Source organism: Enterobacter sp. PL_is514 (genome assembly GCF_055816715.1).
In genome coordinates, this window is sequence record NZ_JBVPGN010000034.1 from 261,580 (window position 1) to 280,758 (window position 19,179).

Genomic DNA, 19,179 nt, shown 5'->3' on the forward strand with positions numbered 1-19,179 from the left:
CTACAGCAGCTGTTTGCTACGCAGGAAATCGCGGGCGACCTGCTGCGGTGACTGATGGTCGATATCCACCTTTTTGTTCAGCTCGGTGATAACGTCGTTGTTGAGCTGGGCCGAGAGGGTGTTGAGCGCCTCTTCCAGGCCGGGGTTGGCCTCCAGCGTGTCCTTACGCACCACCGGGGTGACCGCATAGCTTGGGAAGAAGCCTTTATCGTCTTCCAGCACCTTGAGGTCGAAGCCCTTCACGCGACCATCGGTGGTATAAATCAGCCCGGCGTCAACGAAGCCGTCGCGCACGGCGTTATAGACCAGGCCGGGGTCCATCTGACGGATCTGCGGGCGGTCCAGCTCCATCTTATAGGCCGCCTGAAGTGGCTTCATGCCGTCGCTGCGCCCGGCAAACTCCAGGTCTAAGCCCAGCAGCCAGTTCTTATCCGGGTTGGTTTTACGGATCTGCTCAATCTTCGCCACCATCTCCGACATGGTGTTGATGTGTTCCGCCTCGGCGCGCTTGCGCTGCATGGCGAAAGCGTAGGTATTGTTCATGTCGGCGGGTTTGAGCCAGACCAGACCGTGCTTCGCGTCCAGGCGTTTTACCGTCTCGTAAGACTCCTGCGGCGACATGCGCTTGTTGATGTGGTTAAAGATGATCAGCGACGTGCCGGTGTACTCCCAGGTCATATCAATCTGCTTGTTGATCATCGCGTTACGGGAAATCACCGTGGCAATGTTGGTTTGCGGCTGCACCTGGAATCCTTTCTTTTGCAGGTACTGCACGGTCATCGCCGAGAGAATATGCTGCTCGGTAAAGCTCTTGGTCGCCAGAATCAGCGGGGCCGCCATCGCCTGGCTGGTGAATAGCGCCGCGGCACACAGCGCCGTCAGGCCGGAAAACAGTCTCATAAAAGCTCCTTGTTATTGTTATCGAGCGAGATGGGGACTCATCACGCGACCCAGCGCCGCCAGCAGGGTATCGAGGATCAGGGCGAACAGGGCGGTGGCCGCCGCACCGAGGATCAGGGTCGGGAAATCGTTCAGATAAATGCCGGGGAAAATCAGCTCGCCGTAGCTGCTGGCGCCAATCAGGAAGGCCAGCGGCGCGGTACCGACGTTAATGGCGGTGGCGATGCGGATCCCCGAGAGCATGACCGGCCAGGCGGCAGGCAGCTCAACCTGACGCAGACGCTGCCATTTGGTCATCCCGATGCCGTTTGCCGCTTCCAGCAACGACGGCGGGACCGAGCACAGCCCGGCATAGGTGTTACGCACGATCGGCAGCAGCGAGGCGAGGAACAGGGCGATGATGGCGGGCGTATCGCCAATGCCAATCACCACCATTGCCAGCGCCAGAACGGCCAGCGGCGGCAGCGTGTTGCCGACGTTGAAGAGTTGCATCACATATTCGGCGATACCCCGCGCGGCCGGACGGCTCAGCAGAATACCGGCTGGAATACCCACCAGCAGGGCAAAAAACATGGATGAGAAAACCAGAATCATATGCTGTTGCCCGAGATAGATCAGGTCAACCTGGCGCGCCTTTATCGTCTCCATCCCGATACCCCAGACGAGGAGGGCGAGGACCACAATAATGGCGCCGACAAACAGCAGCGAACGTTTGAGTAATGGGTGCATTGCGGTGTGTCTCCCTGTGCGCATGCGTTATAGCAACCACTGGTTGCCTGTTGTTATGCCATGTTTCGGCAGGGGTATTTCACCTATAGCAAGCGTTTGGGAAGGGTTCCAGCGAAGGGGTAAAATCAGTAACCCTATGAAAACAGTGACAACCTCGGGTTAAGCCTTATGGCGTAAGGGCTGATTGAGGAAGAGGCAGAATAGTCCTAAAGACGAGAAGTGAAAGTGACATTGTCACGAGTAATGGCCGCACCTGTGTCGGTGCGGCAGTGCATTTACGCTGTTTTGTGCGCTTTTGATCTCCATTCCTGCCAGATGTTTTCAAGACCCTGCCGGTATGAAGTGACGGCGAAGTCGGGAAAATGCCGCTTAAACTTCGTCGAATCAAACAGGTTGTCAACGTCGTATCTGGGCAACAGCTCCCGCATTTCGCGCGCGCCCTGCGAAAACAGCGCCGTCGCGGCGAAGGCCAGCTCGCCCAGCACTGCGTAGTCCGCCTTCTGGCCGAAGATATCGCAGGCGTGAGTAACAAACTGTTGATACGTCAGCCTTTCGTCGCAGCAGGGCAAATGCCACGTCTGCCCGTAGGCCTCAGGCGTATTGCCCAGCAGGGCGAGCGCGCGGCTGGCATCCGGCGTCCAGATGAGGGTGCGAAGCGTATCGTCACGTACCGGAACGCGCGGACGTTTGTGCTGCTTCAGCCTGTCGATAATGAGCGTATTCGTGAAGCTCTGCGTTCTCTCAGGCCCGTAAAACTCCGGGGCCCGACCGATGAGGACGGGAATGTCGCCCCGCTGCATTTCGGCAAGCACCCGGTTGGCCATCAGCGCACGCACGTTGCCTTTCCGTCCCCGGGGCGCAAAGCGCGTCTCTTCAGTTTGTGGCACGTCACTCTGGGGGTACATGTAAGTATTGTCAAAATAGACGAATCTTGCGCCAGCCTTTCGCGTGGCCTCCAGGGCATTGTCCAGCATGGTTGGGAACTGACGCTCCCACAGCGCGGAATCAGGCGGCAGACCGGCGGTAAAATAGACTGTGTCGCTGCCTTTAACCGCCTCCTGCGTCTGCTGCGCATCCAGAAGATTGGCCGCAACCGTGATATCGCTGGTGTGGACTTTCTGCGGATGGCGGCTGACCAGCCTGATATCGTCGGTATAGGCGCGTTTTAATTCGCGGGTCAGTTCACGGGCGATTTGCCCGCTGGCACCCAGAATAGTTTGCATATGAGCTCCCTGATGAGATGACGATCCGGTTGACCGTATAAAAAGTTTAAGCTTAAAGTTAACTTTAAGGTCAAGGCGTAAGAGCAGATGAAATGAAAATTGGCGAGCTGTCGAAAATGACGGGTATTTCCCCGTCGCGTATTCGGTTTTATGAGGCGGAAGGTTTACTGCCGCGCCCTGTCAGGCAGGGGAACGGCTACCGGTCGTATTCTCAAGAGACGGCAGCGCTGCTGAACATCATCGACAGCGCGCAACGTACCGGGTTCTCACTCGAGCAAATACGCCGCTTTCTGCCGCAGCCGCAACAACGCTGGGATCATGAGGGACTGATCCAGTCCCTGAAGACGCGTATTGCCGAAATAGAAGCGATGCAAAAGCAGCTTGAGGAAAACCGCAGGGAATTGCTGACGCTGGTCGCGAGTATCACCAACCGGCCGGAGGGGATCTCCTGCGACGACAACATGCAGCGCCTGCTGGGGCAGCTGCAACGCTCAGACGGTAGCGCGAACCCGTCTAACCCGCGTCGAGACGGTGATAATTGAAACGATAGCGACTACGGCGAGCATCAGCCCAAGCGCTAGCATGGCGTTAAAGCCAATCCATCGGAAAAGCAGCAGCCCCGCGATACCGCCCGTAATAAACGAAAACAGGGTGGTTAAGTGGGTTTTCAGCTGACTTTTTTGCGCCGCCGTATCTTTGGAGTAATCCCTGCGCATCATCGCCACCAGTACGGAGGCCAGGGATATCCCCGCGTCCGTCAGCGTGCCGGTAATGTGCGTCGATCTCACCCGTCCGCCGGAAAGCTGCGTAGAAGTGGAATTATGAATGCCCATCAGGCCGCACAGGAAAAGAATAATCTCGCGGTTGCTGGTGAGGGCATGAAAATACATCTCGTAGAAGGAAACGCCGGTCAGCAATATCCCCTCGACGAACAGGATCTGGCAAAAAACCAGCCTGACGTTATGGATAATGCCCCATATTACAATCATGCGGGCAAGAATGGCGCCTGCGACAAAGGAGAGAATAATCGAGCCGAAGAAAATGATATCGCTCAGGTCAGTGGAAGAGACTTCGCTGGATAACTGTGAGGTGTTGCCGGTCATGTGTGAGGGGAAAAAACCGAATGCCCCGAGGGCGATGGCATTCAGCAAACCTGCCGAGGTCGCCAGCCAGAGAGCAAGCCGGCGATCCTCCTTATGCGTTCGTTCTTTCTTGAGTCTAATCAGCAAGAATACCTCCGGGTTGAGCTTTGCCTGAATAGTCAGGCTAGCAAAGCGGTGCAACGGGCTGTCCAGGATATAGCTTAATTATTATTCCCTCTGACGGCTTTCAGGGTTAAGTAATTAAATAAAATATCCTTGCTCAAGCCAGGGGCGTGAAGACTTTACACCATGCCGTTATTGCCGTGACGCAAAAACGCCGGGCGCTGGTTAAGACGCTCGAACCACGCCTCAATGGCGGGCACGTCTGGCTTATCAAACGGCGTCATCTTCCAGCGATTCACCGACAGCCCAAGCACCACGTCCGCGAGGGTAAACGTCTCGCCTGCCGCAAAGGCGCCGGTGCGCTGCAGCTGGTTTTCCAGAATGGTGATGCAGTGGTTCCACTCTTTTATTCCCGCCGCAATGCGCTCAGGGTCGTTAAAGTCCGGGTTTTTACGCCCAAGCGCCGGGAAGACATAGCGCCAGGCATTATTGAATTCGGTTGCCTGCCAGTCCATCCAGCGCTCAACGTTGGCGCAGGCTTGCGGTTCTGCGGGCAGCAGGTCGTGACGTCCGGCCTTGCGCGCCAGATAGCGGCAGATGGCGTTGGACTCCCACAGCACGAAATCGTCATCGATCAGCACCGGCACCATGGCGTTGGGGTTCAGGGCGCGGAAGGCATCCGTTTCCGTTGAGGCAAAACCGCTGCCGTAATCTTCCTGTTGATACGCGAGGCCTGCTTCTTCGCAGGTCCAGAGTACTTTACGCACGTTGATGGAGGTGGTTTTGCCGAGGATGGTGATCATTGCGCAGGTGTCCTTTAGATGAATGAATTGTCTAAAAACAATACACCAGTTGCTCGGGGAAGGTTGGGGCAAAATTTGGTGGGGCGTGCTCTGTCTGGCCCCGGTAAACGTTTCTGGAAGGCGCCTCGCAAACCGCAAAGTAACCTTGTGAAATTCAGTGTTATGTCTTTTCCTCAACGGGTCGCGGTCGTAAAGTGCCTGCGTTGCGGCACATCCGCAATCGGGCGTAGGAACCCGTCAGCCATATAGTGACATTACGTATGTCGCAGCAGTGCCGATCTCGTTACAATAACGGTGGCGCTGGCGGAGCAGCCGTAAGGCTGGCCGTTTTTCTATATGGGCGGTATTCCTACCTCTGTCAGCGCTACCCCCCGAGCGTAGGAACTCACTGGGTGGTTAAATGAATTGCATATAGAAGGATGCCTTGTATGGCTACTATCCCAACCCTGACTTATCTTCCATCTGACGAAAACGTCATTCTGCAACTTATCTCCCGGCCGCTTCCGGCTGATGCCGATCTGTTTGTCGTCGCCGACAACTGCGCCGCGCTGGTGAGCGTGCTGGTCGAAATCGATGATGTCGCGAGCCACACTGCGCTGTGCGAGCGTCTCCTTCAGACCCTGCGCAAGCTGCGTGAGCTCTGCGATGCCGATCTTCCTCCATACCTGATTGAACAGTTGATCATGGGTGAGAAAATCAACTCCTGCGTGCCGGACTGCTGGCAGGACACCCTGACTCAGGTGGACTACGTTCTGGCGCTGACACAGGCGGTGATGGGGGGAACGCTGCCCGCTCACGTAGCGAAGGAACTGACAGGCCTGCTGCACGATATGGTGTGGCTGCTGGCTGAGTTTGTGAAGGAACCGCGCATCACTACACGTTAAGGGCGCAGGCGTGGAGGGGCGGCAGCGCCCCTTTGAAAGTGTGATTAACGCGATCGGTTCCCGGTATCCAGAAGCGACGTACCGTAAGAGTTGTCGATGGTACAAAGCCAGCGACCGTCGCTTTCCTGTCGAAAAACATAGGTCGCGCGGCGCGACATTTCTGTTATTCCACCCTGGCCATCAGGAAAACGCAGAACGGTTTCCATGATAACGAGGGCATTACCGCCACCTTCGATCACCTGCATCTCCCCTTGTTCGACGATCAATTGGTCCTGGAAATAATCAGAGATGGCAATAAACGCGCTGCGGATGTTCTCTTTGCCTTTAACCGTCATGCCTGGCTTGACCACCAGAGCCGCATCGTCGGCGTAGTACTCCATCAGGGCGTCATAGTTTTTGGTGGTGATGGCGTGGTCACAGGATTCGATTATCTGGCGTAGCGGATGTGGGGTCATGCGCGTTTCCTCGTTGTAGTGGGTAACGCGTATTAACATAACAGTCTGGTGTGTTTGTATAGCTACCAGGTTTTATGGCGGGGTGTTGTGGGAAAGTTGAGGGGGGAGATAACGTTAGGTCTGCTGTGAACGAACAGCGGACATCATTTCCGATGGTTGATAACGCAAAGCAGCCTGCTGTAACTTCCACCAGGCTGCGGTGAACAACGGCGCCAATAAGCTGGTGCGCCAGTATTATTATAAAACCCAGACGATATGTCAGACAGGCTTATCGTCACAGTGGCTGGTATAGAAACTCACGCCATTGCCATCAGGGTCCAGCATTGAGAAGTAATAATGTCCATACAGCGAACCTTCTGCAATTTCCAAAGGGGAATACCCTTTTTCAATCAATCCGGTTCGATAATTCTCAAGATCTGATCTGGAATGACCCGCGATCATCAGATCAATTTTTTCGGAAATAAAATCAGAGCGCTGGCCGACACGGCTGTCGTGAAGCGTATCAGTCATTGGATCGTCTTTTGCCGCTAACAATAAATGTGTGCCGCCGCGTAGTTCGATGATTGCCATTCCTGGAAATTTGTCGAATCCGCGAAGACCTAACCCCTGATAAAAATCGTAACTCGACTCAATATTTTTCACTTTCATGACAAAGTGTGCGATGGCTGCAGATGGTAAACACTCTTCCATTTCATTGCCTTATATGTGTTTAGTGGTGGAAAGTTACAGGAGCGATCTTGTCGTACCAGGATCGCAGTGCTAATCTGACTGGCCAGTCGAAAACATTATGCGACTGATCAGTCGAAAAAGACAAGGGGAAGTTGTGACGCGTAAAAAAGAGATCGACAGAGAGCACGTTTTGGATGCTGCCGAAAGCATCATTCTTGAGTCTGGAGGGCGGATATTTACGCTGGATGCCGTTGCGGAACGTGCTGGCATCAGTAAAGGCGGCCTTGTGTATACCTTTTCATCAAAGGATGGCCTGATATACGCCGTGCTTGAGCGAGAAGTGAAGCGTTTCCAGCAGGCAGTCAGCCAGCGTCTTATTGATACCGCCGCAGGGCCACGGGAATTAATTCTTGCGCACATCGAGGAAGCGCTGGAGGAGGAGGATGCTGTAACACAGATGGCGGCGTTTCTTATCACGGCTCTCGTGCATGCGCCAGGTATGCTGGAACCCGTTCGCAACCTGTATCGCTCACTCCTCGAACCACTACGCGAGGCTGGAGAGGAGATGGCCGATGTCAGGCACGCGTTTCTCGCTGTAGAAGGCATATTCCTGCTACGCGGACTGGGGCTCGCTGATATCCCGGCAGACGAAATAAAATCGGTATTGCGTCACGCGCGTGAAATGATTTTGGCGGCGTTGGCACGAACCCGCTGAGGCAATACAATAAAAGCACCTGTTCAGTAGATGCTTTTATTCAGAAAATATGTCTTAGATTTTGCCCAGCAGAATATTCAACATGCGGCGCAAGGGCTCCGCCGCGCCCCACAATAGCTGATCGCCAACCGTCAGAACCGAATATATTGGATCGTTGTTAAGTGACATCTTCTTGTAACGGCCAATACCAACCTGAAGCGAACCGCTGATATAAGCCGGGGTCAATTTACTGACGCTTTCAACCTTGTTATTGGGCACATAGTTAACCCAGGGATGAGAATGCGTCACTAACGCTGCGAATTCTTCTTCGCTGACGTCACGCCTGAGCTTCAGGGTGATTGCGGCGCTGTGGCAGCGTATCACGCCAACACGAATACACAATCCATTTACCGGGATCGCACCAGGAGACAAACCAAGAATTTTGTTTGTTTCGGCTTCACCTTTCCACTCTTCACGGCTATTACCATCCCCCAAATCGCTGTCAATCCACGGTATAATACTGCCCATTAAAGGTGCGCCGAAATTCTGTATCGGCATGTCAGCACTGTTAATTAACGCACTGACTTTATTGACTAAAGGCAGCACTGAACCTGATGATGCCAGTTCATCAGAGGACAAATGCTTACTGATCCAGGCACTTTGAACAATTAATTCCCTGACATATTGCGCCCCCGCACCTGATGCAGACTGATAGGTCATAACGCTCATCCATTCGATCAGGTCAGCCTTAATCAACCCAGCCAGCCCCATAAGACTCAGCGTGATGGAACAGTTGCCACCGACAAAAAGTTTAATTCCCTCTTTAACGGCACGATCAATCGTGGGGCGATTGACGGGGTCGAGAATAATGCAGGCTTTCTCATCCATCCGTAGTGCTGAGGCCGCGTCAATCCAGTAGCCTTGCCAGCCACGATTAATCAAAGCAGGATAGATTGCTTTTGTGTAATCACCGCCCTGACAGGTAATGATGATATCCATTTCGGCCAGGTCACTGATGGAATTAGCATCTTTGAGTGTGTAGCTGACGCCGCCAATGACTGGACCGGCGGCCCCGGGGCTTGAAGTACTGTAAAAATGCGCTGAGATATCGTCGAAGTCGTTCTCTTCGACCATTCTCTGTAATAAAACAGAACCGACCATTCCTCGCCAACCAACAATACCAACCTGCTTCATTTGTTTAGCCTTATCAACGTTACAAGAATGTTAATTTCCGCATCAGGTTATATCTCATCCCAGGAAGAAGATCACTACGGACTGCAGCTAATTCCTTAATTATTAAAATGTTTCATAAGACATCAGTGATATTTATACCTGATAAAACCATCAGTTTAAAAACGATCGCAGGCATGACGTGCAATGACTGTCATTGAAGAATGAAAGAGCAATTATTAAGAAGGGAATCTCTGGCAAAGGGGGAGCCCGGAATTGGCTGCCGGGCCTGGTGAATAGTTCAAAATGAGTGATGATTGTTCTGACAATCAGGCCGCTTTCACAGCCCTGATTTTTTTCGTGTCAGCCGCATCGGATTCCGTTTTATCCGCTACAGCTGGAGCATTGAGATCGGGAAGCTTGCTGGTACGCAGAATATGCTGCACGGTCTCTTTCTGCTCGGCGAGATACAGGCCAAGATTTTCAGCCTGCGTTTCATCCATCTGCATTCCGCTTTGCAACAGCCAGTCGGTGAACGCGTCTGCCATATCGAGCAGCTTGTCGTGAGCGTCAGCCTCTTTCTTACTGGCAAATGTCATTTTCTCTTCACCTTTTCTTACGACAACAAATTTTGTTTCAACAGCCATCGTGCACCTCGCTATACTGTATTTATATACAGTATAGCAGCAACAGATCGACGTTGCAGCAAAATATGCATTACTGGCGAAGCTGCTGCGTTTCCGGGCCACCCAAACTCCGCCGCCATGCCCCAGGCGCCTGACCATACTGACGCTTAAAGCTGCGGTTGAAAGACTGCTGGGAATCAAAGCCAAGTGCTATCGCCACGTTCAGAATGGGTTCATCGCTGCGGGTTAAGCGCTCAACCGATTTTTGCAGCTTTTGCGCGCGAATATACCCGGCGAGGGGATAGCCCGTATGCTCTTTGAACAGGCGCTGGAGGTGCCATTTTGAGTAGCCGGAACGCCTGGCGACGGACTCAATGTCCAGACGGCTATCCAGGTTGTTGTCGATCCAGTCAAGTAAATCATGCATAAATGCGCCAGTGTTCATCTGGTTAACCTCACGCTGCTTGTCTAAAAGTATCTTTGTCTGTTGCATTAAAAGGTGGCGCGTTTTTGTAGTAATTGCAAGTTTTATTGTTGCATTTAAATCCCTGAGCGAAACGGGTCTTTTTACATCCGCTCAAATAGCACATAAAGTGCAACAATTATTCTTGCACTTAGTTAAGCGCCTTCCTACAATCGCCGCGATAGTGTACTCGCAACTGTTACAGTTTTGTGGCGATGAACGACACAAATGGCCTTGAGACAGCCACCGGACAAAGGAAGTGGCGCGGTGCCTCCTGCTGCGTCTTGCCCGGCGGCGATAATGACTGGAATAAAAATAATGAGCCTGCAAAAAACCTGGGGTAACTTTCATCTGAACGCGCTGGGGGCAATGTTGCTCTCCGTGCTGCTCGTCGGATGCGATAACAGCGTCGCGCAAAATGCCGCGCCGCCTGCGCCCGCCGTCAGCGCTGCTGACGTGGTGGTGAAATCTATTAGCCAGTGGGATAGCTTTAACGGACGGATTGAAGCGGTGGAGAGCGTTCAGCTACGTCCGCGCGTGTCCGGCTACATTGATAAGGTGAATTACACCGACGGCCAGGAAGTGAAGAAGGGCGAGGTGCTGTTCACGATTGATGACCGAACCTATCGCGCCGCGCTGGAACAGGCGCAGGCGAACCTGGCGAGAGCCAAAACGCAGGCCAGCCTGGCGCAAAGTGAGGCTAACCGTACCGATAAGCTGGTCAATACCAACGTTGTCTCCCGTGAAGAGTGGGAGCAGCGTCGTTCGGCCGCCACTCAGGCGCAGGCCGATATTCGCGCCGCGCAGGCGGCAGTGGACGCCGCGCAGCTCAACCTGGACTTCACCAAAGTCACCGCGCCTATCGATGGTCGCGCCAGCCGGGCGCTGATCACCAGCGGGAACCTGGTGACTGCGGGCGACACCGCCAGCGTCCTCACCACGCTGGTCTCGCAGAAAACCGTTTACGTCTACTTTGACGTGGACGAGTCAACCTACCTTCACTACCAAAACCTGGCCCGCAGCGGGCAGGGGGCGTCCAGCAATCATACGGCGCTGCCGGTTGAGATTGGCCTGACGGGCGAGGAGGGCTATCCCCATCAGGGCAAAGTGGACTTCCTTGATAATCAGCTGTCACCAGGTACCGGCACCATCCGCATGCGCGCGCTGCTGGATAACGCACAGCGCCAGTTCACGCCGGGACTGTTTGCCCGCGTACGCCTGCCGGGCAGCGCCGAGTTCAAAGCTACGCTGATCGACGACAAAGCGGTGCTGACCGATCAGGATCGTAAATACGTCTATATCGTGGATAAAGAGGGGAAAGCGCAGCGTCGTGACATCACGCCGGGACGTCTGGCAGACGGTTTACGCATCGTGCGGCAGGGGCTGAACCCTGGCGATAAAGTCATCGTCGAGGGTTTACAAAAAGTGTTTATGCCGGGCATGCCGGTTAACGCCAAAACCGTTGCCATGACCGCCAGCGCCGCCCTCAACTGATCCCTTGACCTGAGAATCCACCCATGGACTTTTCCCGCTTTTTCATCGACAGGCCGATTTTTGCCGCGGTCCTGTCGATTCTGATTTTTATCACAGGGTTAATCGCCATCCCGCTGCTGCCGGTGAGCGAATATCCTGACGTCGTGCCGCCAAGCGTGCAGGTGCGTGCGGAGTACCCGGGCGCCAACCCAAAAGTGATTGCCGAGACCGTGGCGACGCCGCTGGAAGAGGCGATCAACGGCGTTGAGAACATGATGTACATGAAGTCCGTCGCGGGTTCCGATGGCGTGCTGGTCACTACCGTCACCTTCCGTCCGGGAACCGATCCGGATCAGGCGCAGGTTCAGGTGCAAAACCGCGTCGCGCAGGCCGAAGCGCGTCTGCCGGAAGACGTGCGGCGTCTGGGCATCACCACCCAGAAACAGTCCCCGACGCTGACGCTGGTGGTGCATCTGTTTTCGCCTAACGGTAAGTACGACTCCCTGTATATGCGTAACTACGCCACGCTGAAGGTGAAGGACGAACTGGCGCGTCTGCCCGGCGTCGGCCAGATCCAGATTTTCGGCTCGGGTGAATACGCGATGCGCGTCTGGCTGGATCCCAACAAGGTGGCGGCCCGCGGGCTGACCGCTTCGGACGTGGTCACGGCGATGCAGGAGCAGAACGTGCAGGTCTCCGCCGGACAGCTTGGCGCCGAGCCGCTGCCGAAAGAGAGCGATTTCCTGATCTCCATTAACGCCCAGGGGCGTCTGCATACCGAAGAAGAGTTCGGCAATATTGTCCTGAAAACAACGCAGGACGGCACGGTCGTCCGCCTGCGCGACGTGGCGCGTATCGAAATGGGCTCTGGCAGCTATGCGCTGCGTTCCCAACTGAACAATAAAGACGCGGTCGGGATTGGTATCTTCCAGTCGCCGGGGGCGAACGCCATCGATCTGTCTAACGCGGTGCGCGCGAAAATGGACGAGTTGTCCACGCGCTTCCCGGCGGACATGAAGTGGGCGGCACCTTACGATCCGACGGTCTTTGTGCGCGATTCCATCCGTGCGGTGGTGCAAACGCTGCTGGAAGCGGTGGTGCTGGTGGTGCTGGTGGTCATTCTGTTCCTGCAAACCTGGCGCGCGTCGATCATTCCGCTGATCGCGGTGCCGGTGTCGGTGGTGGGTACCTTCAGCATTCTCTACCTGCTGGGCTTCTCGCTGAATACCCTCAGCCTGTTCGGGCTGGTGCTGGCCATCGGTATCGTGGTGGACGACGCCATCGTGGTGGTGGAAAACGTCGAGCGAAACATTGAAGAGGGGCTTGCTCCACTTGCGGCGGCGCATCAGGCGATGCGCGAAGTGTCCGGGCCGATTATCGCGATTGCGCTGGTACTGTGCGCGGTGTTTGTGCCGATGGCGTTCCTCTCGGGCGTTACCGGGCAGTTCTACAAGCAGTTTGCGGTGACGATCGCGATATCTACGGTGATTTCAGCGATTAACTCGCTGACGCTCTCTCCGGCACTGGCGGCACTGCTGTTAAAGCCGCACGGCGCGCCGAAAGATTTCCCGACCCGGCTTATCGATCGTCTGTTCGGCTGGATTTTCCGTCCGTTTAACCGCTTCTTCCTCCGCAGCTCGAACGGCTATCAGGGGCTGGTGGGCAAAACGCTGGGACGACGCGGGGCGGTATTTGTTGTGTATCTGCTGCTGCTCTGTGCCGCAGGCGTCATGTTTAAAGCGGTGCCCGGCGGGTTTATTCCAACCCAGGACAAGCTTTACCTGATTGGCGGCGTGAAAATGCCGGAAGGCTCTTCGCTGGCACGCACCGATGCGGTGATCCGCAAAATGAGCGAAATCGGGATGAATACCGAAGGCGTGGACTACGCGGTCGCGTTCCCGGGGCTGAACGCGCTGCAGTTCACCAACACGCCGAATACCGGGACGGTGTTCTTCGGCCTGAAGCCGTTCGATCAGCGTAAACATTCCGCGGCGGAAATTAACGCGGAGATTAACGCGAAAATCGCGCAAATCCAGCAGGGCTTTGGCTTCTCCATTCTGCCGCCGCCGATTTTAGGACTGGGTCAGGGGTCGGGCTATTCCCTGTACATTCAGGACCGCGGTGGTCTGGGCTATGGCGCGCTGCAAAACGCGGTGAACACCATGTCCGGTGCGATTATGCAGACGCCGGGAATGCACTTCCCGATCTCAACCTACCAGGCTAACGTGCCGCAGCTGGACGTGCAGGTTGACCGCGATAAGGCGAAAGCGCAGGGCGTGTCGCTGACCGATCTCTTCGGGACGCTGCAAACCTATCTGGGCTCGTCGTACGTCAATGACTTCAACCAGTTCGGGCGCACCTGGCGCGTGATGGCGCAGGCCGACGGGCAGTTCCGCGACAGCGTGGAAGATATTGCGAATCTGCGCACCCGCAACAGCCAGGGCGAAATGGTGCCGATTGGCAGCATGGTGAACATCACGACCACCTACGGGCCGGATCCGGTGATCCGCTACAACGGTTACCCGGCGGCGGACCTGATTGGCGATGCCGACCCGCGCGTGCTTTCATCTGCGCAGGCGATGACGCAGCTGGACGTGATGTCTAAGCAGATCCTGCCGAACGGGATGAACATTGAATGGACGGACCTGAGCTTCCAGCAGGCCACCCAGGGGAATACGGCGCTGATCGTCTTCCCGGTCGCGGTGCTGCTGGCGTTCCTGGTCCTGGCTGCGCTGTATGAAAGCTGGACGCTGCCGCTGGCGGTGATCCTCATCGTGCCGATGACCATGCTGTCCGCACTGTTTGGCGTCTGGCTGACCGGGGGCGATAACAACGTCTTCGTGCAGGTAGGGCTGGTGGTGCTGATGGGGCTGGCCTGTAAAAACGCCATTCTTATCGTGGAGTTTGCCCGCGAGCTGGAAATTCAGGGCAAAGGCATCATGGAGGCCGCGCTGGAGGCGTGCCGCCTGCGTTTACGCCCGATTGTGATGACCTCCATCGCCTTTATTGCCGGGACCATTCCGCTGATCCTTGGTCACGGCGCGGGTGCAGAAGTGCGCGGCGTCACCGGGATCACGGTCTTCTCCGGGATGCTGGGCGTGACGCTGTTTGGTCTGTTCCTGACGCCGGTGTTTTACGTGACGCTGCGTAAGCTAGTGACGCGTGGTAAAGAGGAAAGGGAAGTTCTGCCTGCCTAGGGATACTGCAGACAATAAAAAACCGCCTTCATAGTGAAGGCGGTTTTTTTTCGCAACAAATAACGCGTTACGACGTTTTTTGATACTGGGCAATGAGGTCGGGGAGCGGATCCCATCCGCTGCTGTCGGCGTTTTTGACCGCTTCCAGGGCGCTTGCCACGGTATGGCGGGCCAGTACCGCTAACGACGCCTGCTCAGCTTCTTCGGAAATCGATTTGAAATACCAGCAGGCGTTCGCGCTGACCACGCAGCGGGCCGGTACGTCAGGGCGCGACGCCCACAGCTTTTTATCTTCGATGACCGAAAGGTAGATGTCGCGCAGGGAGATCTCTTCCGGCGGGCGACCAAGGTGAATTGAGCCGTTACGGCCAAGCGTTGAGACGATAATGCCGTCACGCGTCAGCGGAACCATCAATTTGCGGATGAAGCTCGGGTTCGCTTCCAGACCGTAGGCCAGAATCGCACTCGTCGAACGTTCACCCAATTGCTCCGCCATCGCTACGCTGAGAACCATCTGCAAAGCTGTCGGGAAGCGGTAATCTAACATTTCTCTGTCCTGGGTTGCGGTGAATCTTGTTCTTTTTGGCACCGCAGAGGTGAATAAGCAATAAACAACAATATAACAAATACGGTAATTATTTTGAAGCAATCTGCGGCATTTGCGATCAAACCCCCGGTTCTGCTTTAGCTAAACGTGCGGTTCGGGAAGTCAACCGTCACCATGAGGCCTCCTTCAGCGGAAGTGCTCAGGTTTACGCTGCTGCTGTGTTGCTGCGCCACCGCTTTGACGATGGCAAGCCCTAGCCCGCTGCCGCTTTGCACCTGATTGGGATCGCGGAAGAAGCGGTCGAACACGCGCTCCCGCAGCTCGGTCGGAATGCCGGGTCCTGCATCTGAAACGCGAAGCCGCGCGAAGCTATCTACTATACGGACATCGACCTGAATCCGCCCGCCCTCGGGGCTGTACTTCACGGCGTTCTCAATAAGATTATCAATGAGCGACACCAGGCGTTCCCTGACGCCTGAGATCCAGATTTCATCCTCGGCGAAGAATTCCAGCTCAATGTTGCGCGCCGACGCTAGCGGCTCCAGCTCGGCCATTCGTTCCTGAATAAGCGTTGTCAGCGGCACGGGCTCCATAGCCGTATCAATACGCGCTTCACTGTGCATCATCAGCAGCAGTTGGTTGACGAGACGCGCGGCGCGGCTGTTGCTGCGAATCACTCCCGCAAGCAGCTCCTGCTGGTTCTCGCTGATGACCCAGGACTGCAGCGCTTCCACGTTGATACGCATCGCCGCGATGGGGGTACGCAGCTCGTGCGCGGCATCCGCAATGAAAACCCGTTCCCTTTCCGCACTTTCACGGACTCTTGCAAGGAAGTCATTGATCGCGTCCACCATCTGACGAAGCTCCCTGTGCCTGGGAACGGCTTTTAAGGGGGAGAGATCGTCAGGCGTGCGTAACGTAATTTCATTGACCACCTTACTCCAGGGGCGCATCGCAATGCGTATTGACAGCCATGCGGGAAACAGCAGAAAAGGGAAGCAAACCAGCAGCGGCAGGATGTAGTAGCCACGTGAGTTCAGATAGATAAAGAAGTTCCAGCCGCTGGCTGGGGTGAAAAGGGTAACCTCCACATCGGACTGAGGGGATTTGAGGGTGCGGCTGGTCCAGGTACGATCTCCACTCTGAACGTGCTCCAGTTCGCCGAACCGGGTGTTTGTTATCCCCGCGGGAGCACCGTCTGAGGCAAAAATAACGGTATTATTTTTGCGAACGATGAGGTTAATCGACAGCACGGGATCTTCCCCTCCGCCGTAACCTTCACGCAGGGCCTGGCTGAAGTCTTCCAGTACTGCGGTACGGTCCTGCGGGCGTCCGTCCATACGCTCGGCCAGGGTAAAAACGGTGTCGTACGTTTTACTGCCCGTGAGGATGGGAGGGCTGCGCAGGTCCTCCCAGAGAATGAAGGTTAAAAAAAGACACCACAGCAGGGTCAGCAGCAGCATCTGGGCGATGATAATTCGACGTACCAGCGTCGGGCGTCTCAGGTGATACCAGACGTTTTGCATCAGCCGGTCACCTTCTGAATGGATACGGTATCAATGACGTACCCGACGCCCCGCACCGTTCGCACATAGCCGTCGCCGATCTTTCGCCGCAAATTCCCCATATGCACGTCGAGCGCATTACTGAGGTTCTCTTTGTTGCCGAATATCCGTTCTTCCAGAAACCGTCGCGTAATCACGCGGTCAGCGCGCAGCATCAGCGTTTCCAGTAGCGCGTATTCACTGGCCGTCAGATCGATATGACGCGCACTTACCGTCACGCGACGCGTCGGGACATGAAGAGATAAGCCTCGAATTTCTATCGCCTCATTCTCGAAACCGTAGCTGCGCCGCGCCAGGGCTCTGACTCGCGCCAGCAGCTCGGCGAGAATAAAAGGTTTGACGAGATAGTCGTCTGCACCGGCATCCAGCCCGCTCAGCCGATCCTGCAACGTGCCTCGCGCCGTCAGGATGATGACCGGGATCCCCTTGAGCTGCTGACGCAAACGCGTCATCAGGCTCATGCCATCGCCGTCGGGCAGTCCCAGGTCGAGCAAAATAAGTTCCGGCACGCAGACGTCCAGCTGATGCAGCGCATCTTCTTTACGGCGTACCCATATGACGTCAAATCCTTGATCTGAGAGGGCGATACGTACGCCATTGCCGAGATCGAGGTCGTCTTCGATTAGTAGAATTTTCACACTGGTAACTGTATCAACCGTGAATGAAGAACATCTTAAGAAAAAACGGTATCAGGAAATCTGTCCGGGTTACAGCATCTGCTCGCGCTTCAGTGTTTCTTCATTTTCGGCTCATCAGAACCTTAGGGTCAGTATTCAAAATGGGCGTTCTGGCGGTTAACCGCATGCATCGTCATCATTTGAATCCAAAAGGGCTTCTGTAATGAGAAACATCGAACTGCGTCATACGTTCCCCCATTTACTTTCGGGCCGCAGCCTGAAAAACATCGCGCCGGGCGTCGTTCTGGCGTTACTGGCCGCACCCGTGCTGGCGGCAGAACAGAGTCAGGATAACGTCTTAACCCTGGGGGGCGGCGTGGACGTCGCGCCACGCTACTCGGGTTCAGATAAAACTCGCGTCAGCGCAGCTCAGGTGGTGGATTACGCCATGGCCAACGGTTTTTTTATCGGTACCACGCGGGGGATCGGTTACGGCAACAACATTGGTAACCTGGATTACAGCGCAGCGCTGAGCTATCGAGTTGGTCGTAAAGATAAAGACGTGAGCAGCGATTCGATCAGCTCCGGCAGCGACGAGCTACGGGGGATGGGCGAGATAAAAGGCTCGGCTATTGTTGTGCCTGGGCTGGAGTACAAGGTGACCGACTGGCTTCATCTGCAGCTGCAGGCTGAGGTACCGGTTTCTGAAAGGGACAACGGTGAAGCGGTACATTTCGGCATTTCCAGCCCGTTCTACACCTCACCAACAAATGCGGTGACGCTGGCGCTGACCGGCAGTTGGGGATCCGACAAGTATATGCAGACGTATTACGGGGTCAACGCCGCCCAGTCGGCCGCATCGGGATTTGCCCGACATGACGCCGGGGCCGGGATTTATGCCTGGTCGATGAACCTTGACTGGACCCACAAGCTCACCTCGCGCTGGAGCGTGCTTGCCTCTGCGGGCGTTACGCAGCTGACGGGGGATGCGGGCGATAGCCCGATTGTGCATCGTAAAACGTCCCCTACGGGGAGTTTGAAGGTGACGTACAGTTTTTGATGGTTGGCCGTGGTGGCTTAACGTTTTGAGCGCGCACTAACAATGTAGATAAGCCGCTCCGGTTGAGATGGCGGGGCGGTTATCCTTGCTGATAGTTACAGCACTGCACATGTGGTTGACGGATTTATCTAAAGCTCCATTGTGCTGTAATGACAAACACGGAGGGGATGATAATATCCACATCCATTCCAAAATAAGACATAAATCTTTAGTTTATTGAGTACAGTTTTATTTCATCGGCAGAGCAGCCTCCAGGTATAATGTCCGCTCAGATAAACGGCAAAGAGGGTGTGATAAGATGCTGACATATATCACCATAGGTACAAATGACCTTCAGCGCTCCGTGGCGTTTTATGACGCTGTTTTTAGAGTACTTGGCTATTCACGTGTACCTGCCTGGACAGAAGGTTGGGCAATGTGGGGAGATGAGAATAATCCGGAGGAGGGTTTCAGCTTCTGTATTTGCCCTCCTTTTGACGGGCATCCCGCAACGGCGGGAAACGGGACAATGTTCGCATTCCGTGCCGATAACGCGGACCTTGTCAGACGGTTCCATGCGGCAGGCCTCCTTGCGGGCGGGAAGAATGAAGGCGCGCCGGGTACACGAACCGCGTACGGACCCGATTTTTATGTTGCCTACCTGCGCGATCCTGATGGGAATAAGCTGGCATGTGTTTGTCAGCATTATTCTCCGGAGGCAGATGAGGATTCAAAGGAACAATAGTTACTCCACGGATGAAATTTAGGATGTTTGGCGGTGACTAAATCAGCCGTGTAATAGGGCGTTCCCAACGAGTAATCTTAATTCAGTACACGGCTGGCGCAGACTGCCTCTGGCTCGATGCGGACGATCTGACTGTGCTTAAGGTCCGCAGTGAGCGAAAAGCGGACCTTAGTGT

The 19,179-nt window shown here is 55.2% G+C and carries 20 protein-coding genes; 7 read left to right on the forward strand and 13 right to left on the reverse strand.

The genetic code is table 11. From position 1 onward, the window contains the following. The 3 genes from osmX to AC0TNG_RS16890 form a co-directional block, all read right to left on the reverse strand. Positions 1-900, reverse strand: a complete 900-nt coding sequence (osmX, locus tag AC0TNG_RS16880; protein ID WP_024909127.1) for an osmoprotectant ABC transporter substrate-binding protein OsmX — start codon at positions 898-900, stop codon at positions 1-3. 18 nt (positions 901-918) lie between these two features. Next, positions 919-1,629, reverse strand: coding sequence for an osmoprotectant ABC transporter permease OsmY (gene osmY / locus AC0TNG_RS16885; protein WP_024909126.1), 711 nt, complete (start codon positions 1,627-1,629; stop codon positions 919-921). A gap of 275 nt (positions 1,630-1,904) precedes the next feature. After that, positions 1,905-2,852, reverse strand: coding sequence for an NAD-dependent epimerase/dehydratase family protein (locus AC0TNG_RS16890; protein WP_417927293.1), 948 nt, complete (start codon positions 2,850-2,852; stop codon positions 1,905-1,907). A gap of 92 nt (positions 2,853-2,944) precedes the next feature. Between AC0TNG_RS16890 and AC0TNG_RS16895 the strand changes: the two genes are divergently transcribed. Further along, positions 2,945-3,394 carry a MerR family transcriptional regulator gene (locus tag AC0TNG_RS16895; RefSeq protein WP_024909124.1) on the forward strand — a complete coding sequence of 150 codons (450 nt, stop codon included), beginning with the start codon at positions 2,945-2,947 and terminating at the stop codon, positions 3,392-3,394. On the opposite strand, the gene AC0TNG_RS16900 is transcribed toward AC0TNG_RS16895, so the two are convergent. Both AC0TNG_RS16900 and AC0TNG_RS16905 read right to left on the reverse strand, forming a co-directional pair. Continuing rightward, entirely contained in the window at positions 3,344-4,081 is a 738-nt protein-coding gene (locus AC0TNG_RS16900) for a YoaK family protein (RefSeq protein ID WP_208763812.1), read from the reverse strand. The genes AC0TNG_RS16895 and AC0TNG_RS16900 overlap by 51 nt on opposite strands. Positions 4,082-4,236: 155 nt before the next feature. Further along, a complete protein-coding gene (locus AC0TNG_RS16905; protein ID WP_024909122.1) occupies positions 4,237-4,860 on the reverse strand; it encodes a glutathione S-transferase family protein in 624 nt (207 codons plus the stop codon). 428 nt (positions 4,861-5,288) lie between these two features. On the opposite strand from AC0TNG_RS16905, the gene AC0TNG_RS16910 reads away from it, so the two are divergent. Then, positions 5,289-5,744 (forward strand): hypothetical protein, encoded by a 456-nt coding sequence (locus tag AC0TNG_RS16910; RefSeq protein ID WP_473712789.1) that lies wholly within the window; start codon positions 5,289-5,291, stop codon positions 5,742-5,744. Between the two features lie 44 nt (positions 5,745-5,788). Here the strand turns inward: AC0TNG_RS16910 and AC0TNG_RS16915 are convergent, their stop codons facing one another. Together AC0TNG_RS16915 and AC0TNG_RS16920 are read right to left on the reverse strand one after the other, a co-directional pair. Further along, the gene (locus tag AC0TNG_RS16915; protein ID WP_148243011.1) at positions 5,789-6,199 is read right to left on the reverse strand and encodes a YybH family protein; all 411 of its coding nucleotides are present in this window, start codon (positions 6,197-6,199) and stop codon (positions 5,789-5,791) included. A gap of 258 nt (positions 6,200-6,457) precedes the next feature. Next, positions 6,458-6,889: a VOC family protein gene (locus AC0TNG_RS16920; RefSeq protein WP_267216576.1), complete on the reverse strand. Its 432-nt coding sequence runs from the start codon at positions 6,887-6,889 to the stop codon at positions 6,458-6,460. Between the two features lie 133 nt (positions 6,890-7,022). Here AC0TNG_RS16920 and AC0TNG_RS16925 point away from each other — a divergent pair, with 133 nt between their 5' ends. Continuing rightward, on the forward strand, positions 7,023-7,583 hold the full coding sequence (locus AC0TNG_RS16925; RefSeq protein ID WP_417927298.1) for a TetR/AcrR family transcriptional regulator: 561 nt from the start codon (positions 7,023-7,025) through the stop codon (positions 7,581-7,583). A gap of 54 nt (positions 7,584-7,637) precedes the next feature. Here the strand turns inward: AC0TNG_RS16925 and asd are convergent, their stop codons facing one another. From asd to AC0TNG_RS16940, 3 genes are all read right to left on the reverse strand, one after another. Further along, a complete protein-coding gene (asd, locus tag AC0TNG_RS16930) occupies positions 7,638-8,756 on the reverse strand; it encodes an aspartate-semialdehyde dehydrogenase (protein WP_417927299.1) in 1,119 nt (372 codons plus the stop codon). A 305-nt stretch (positions 8,757-9,061) separates the two neighbouring features. Beyond that, positions 9,062-9,379: a YebG family protein gene (locus AC0TNG_RS16935; RefSeq protein WP_417927300.1), complete on the reverse strand. Its 318-nt coding sequence runs from the start codon at positions 9,377-9,379 to the stop codon at positions 9,062-9,064. Between the two features lie 70 nt (positions 9,380-9,449). Beyond that, on the reverse strand, positions 9,450-9,803 hold the full coding sequence (locus tag AC0TNG_RS16940; RefSeq protein WP_024909115.1) for a helix-turn-helix domain-containing protein: 354 nt from the start codon (positions 9,801-9,803) through the stop codon (positions 9,450-9,452). 336 nt (positions 9,804-10,139) lie between these two features. On the opposite strand from AC0TNG_RS16940, the gene oqxA reads away from it, so the two are divergent. Beyond that, positions 10,140-11,315, forward strand: coding sequence for a multidrug efflux RND transporter periplasmic adaptor subunit OqxA (gene oqxA / locus AC0TNG_RS16945; RefSeq protein WP_463726632.1), 1,176 nt, complete (start codon positions 10,140-10,142; stop codon positions 11,313-11,315). Between the two features lie 23 nt (positions 11,316-11,338). Then, complete coding sequence (gene oqxB / locus AC0TNG_RS16950) at positions 11,339-14,491, forward strand: multidrug efflux RND transporter permease subunit OqxB (protein ID WP_417927302.1); 3,153 nt, start codon at positions 11,339-11,341, stop codon at positions 14,489-14,491. A 67-nt stretch (positions 14,492-14,558) separates the two neighbouring features. Here oqxB and oqxR read toward each other — a convergent pair whose 3' ends face one another. The 3 genes from oqxR to AC0TNG_RS16965 form a co-directional block, all read right to left on the reverse strand. Then, a complete protein-coding gene (oqxR, locus tag AC0TNG_RS16955; protein ID WP_024909112.1) occupies positions 14,559-15,038 on the reverse strand; it encodes an efflux pump transcriptional repressor OqxR in 480 nt (159 codons plus the stop codon). Positions 15,039-15,175: 137 nt separating this feature from the next. Next, positions 15,176-16,564 (reverse strand): sensor histidine kinase, encoded by a 1,389-nt coding sequence (locus AC0TNG_RS16960; protein ID WP_473712790.1) that lies wholly within the window; start codon positions 16,562-16,564, stop codon positions 15,176-15,178. Next, positions 16,564-17,241, reverse strand: a complete 678-nt coding sequence (locus tag AC0TNG_RS16965) for a response regulator (protein ID WP_061715351.1) — start codon at positions 17,239-17,241, stop codon at positions 16,564-16,566. The genes AC0TNG_RS16960 and AC0TNG_RS16965 overlap by 1 nt, the downstream gene beginning before the upstream one ends. A 202-nt stretch (positions 17,242-17,443) precedes the next feature. Between AC0TNG_RS16965 and AC0TNG_RS16970 the strand changes: the two genes are divergently transcribed. Both AC0TNG_RS16970 and AC0TNG_RS16975 read left to right on the forward strand, forming a co-directional pair. Next, entirely contained in the window at positions 17,444-18,280 is an 837-nt protein-coding gene (locus tag AC0TNG_RS16970; RefSeq protein WP_473712792.1) for a MipA/OmpV family protein, read from the forward strand. A gap of 298 nt (positions 18,281-18,578) precedes the next feature. After that, positions 18,579-19,004, forward strand: a complete 426-nt coding sequence (locus AC0TNG_RS16975; protein ID WP_473712793.1) for a VOC family protein — start codon at positions 18,579-18,581, stop codon at positions 19,002-19,004. The last annotated feature ends 175 nt before the right edge of the window (positions 19,005-19,179 follow it).

Coding starts and splice junctions, on each gene's coding strand:
- AC0TNG_RS16940 (WP_024909115.1), bottom strand. CDS start 9,803: ATGAACACTGGCGCATTTATGCATGATTTACTTGACTGGATCGACAAC.
- oqxB (WP_417927302.1), top strand. CDS start 11,339: ATGGACTTTTCCCGCTTTTTCATCGACAGGCCGATTTTTGCCGCGGTC.
- AC0TNG_RS16895 (WP_024909124.1), top strand. CDS start 2,945: ATGAAAATTGGCGAGCTGTCGAAAATGACGGGTATTTCCCCGTCGCGT.
- osmX (WP_024909127.1), bottom strand. CDS start 900: ATGAGACTGTTTTCCGGCCTGACGGCGCTGTGTGCCGCGGCGCTATTC.
- asd (WP_417927299.1), bottom strand. CDS start 8,756: ATGAAGCAGGTTGGTATTGTTGGTTGGCGAGGAATGGTCGGTTCTGTT.
- AC0TNG_RS16915 (WP_148243011.1), bottom strand. CDS start 6,199: ATGACCCCACATCCGCTACGCCAGATAATCGAATCCTGTGACCACGCC.
- AC0TNG_RS16920 (WP_267216576.1), bottom strand. CDS start 6,889: ATGGAAGAGTGTTTACCATCTGCAGCCATCGCACACTTTGTCATGAAA.
- AC0TNG_RS16935 (WP_417927300.1), bottom strand. CDS start 9,379: ATGGCTGTTGAAACAAAATTTGTTGTCGTAAGAAAAGGTGAAGAGAAA.
- AC0TNG_RS16905 (WP_024909122.1), bottom strand. CDS start 4,860: ATGATCACCATCCTCGGCAAAACCACCTCCATCAACGTGCGTAAAGTA.
- AC0TNG_RS16910 (WP_473712789.1), top strand. CDS start 5,289: ATGGCTACTATCCCAACCCTGACTTATCTTCCATCTGACGAAAACGTC.
- osmY (WP_024909126.1), bottom strand. CDS start 1,629: ATGCACCCATTACTCAAACGTTCGCTGCTGTTTGTCGGCGCCATTATT.
- oqxA (WP_463726632.1), top strand. CDS start 10,140: ATGAGCCTGCAAAAAACCTGGGGTAACTTTCATCTGAACGCGCTGGGG.
- AC0TNG_RS16975 (WP_473712793.1), top strand. CDS start 18,579: ATGCTGACATATATCACCATAGGTACAAATGACCTTCAGCGCTCCGTG.
- AC0TNG_RS16970 (WP_473712792.1), top strand. CDS start 17,444: ATGAGAAACATCGAACTGCGTCATACGTTCCCCCATTTACTTTCGGGC.
- AC0TNG_RS16960 (WP_473712790.1), bottom strand. CDS start 16,564: ATGCAAAACGTCTGGTATCACCTGAGACGCCCGACGCTGGTACGTCGA.
- oqxR (WP_024909112.1), bottom strand. CDS start 15,038: ATGTTAGATTACCGCTTCCCGACAGCTTTGCAGATGGTTCTCAGCGTA.
- AC0TNG_RS16890 (WP_417927293.1), bottom strand. CDS start 2,852: ATGCAAACTATTCTGGGTGCCAGCGGGCAAATCGCCCGTGAACTGACC.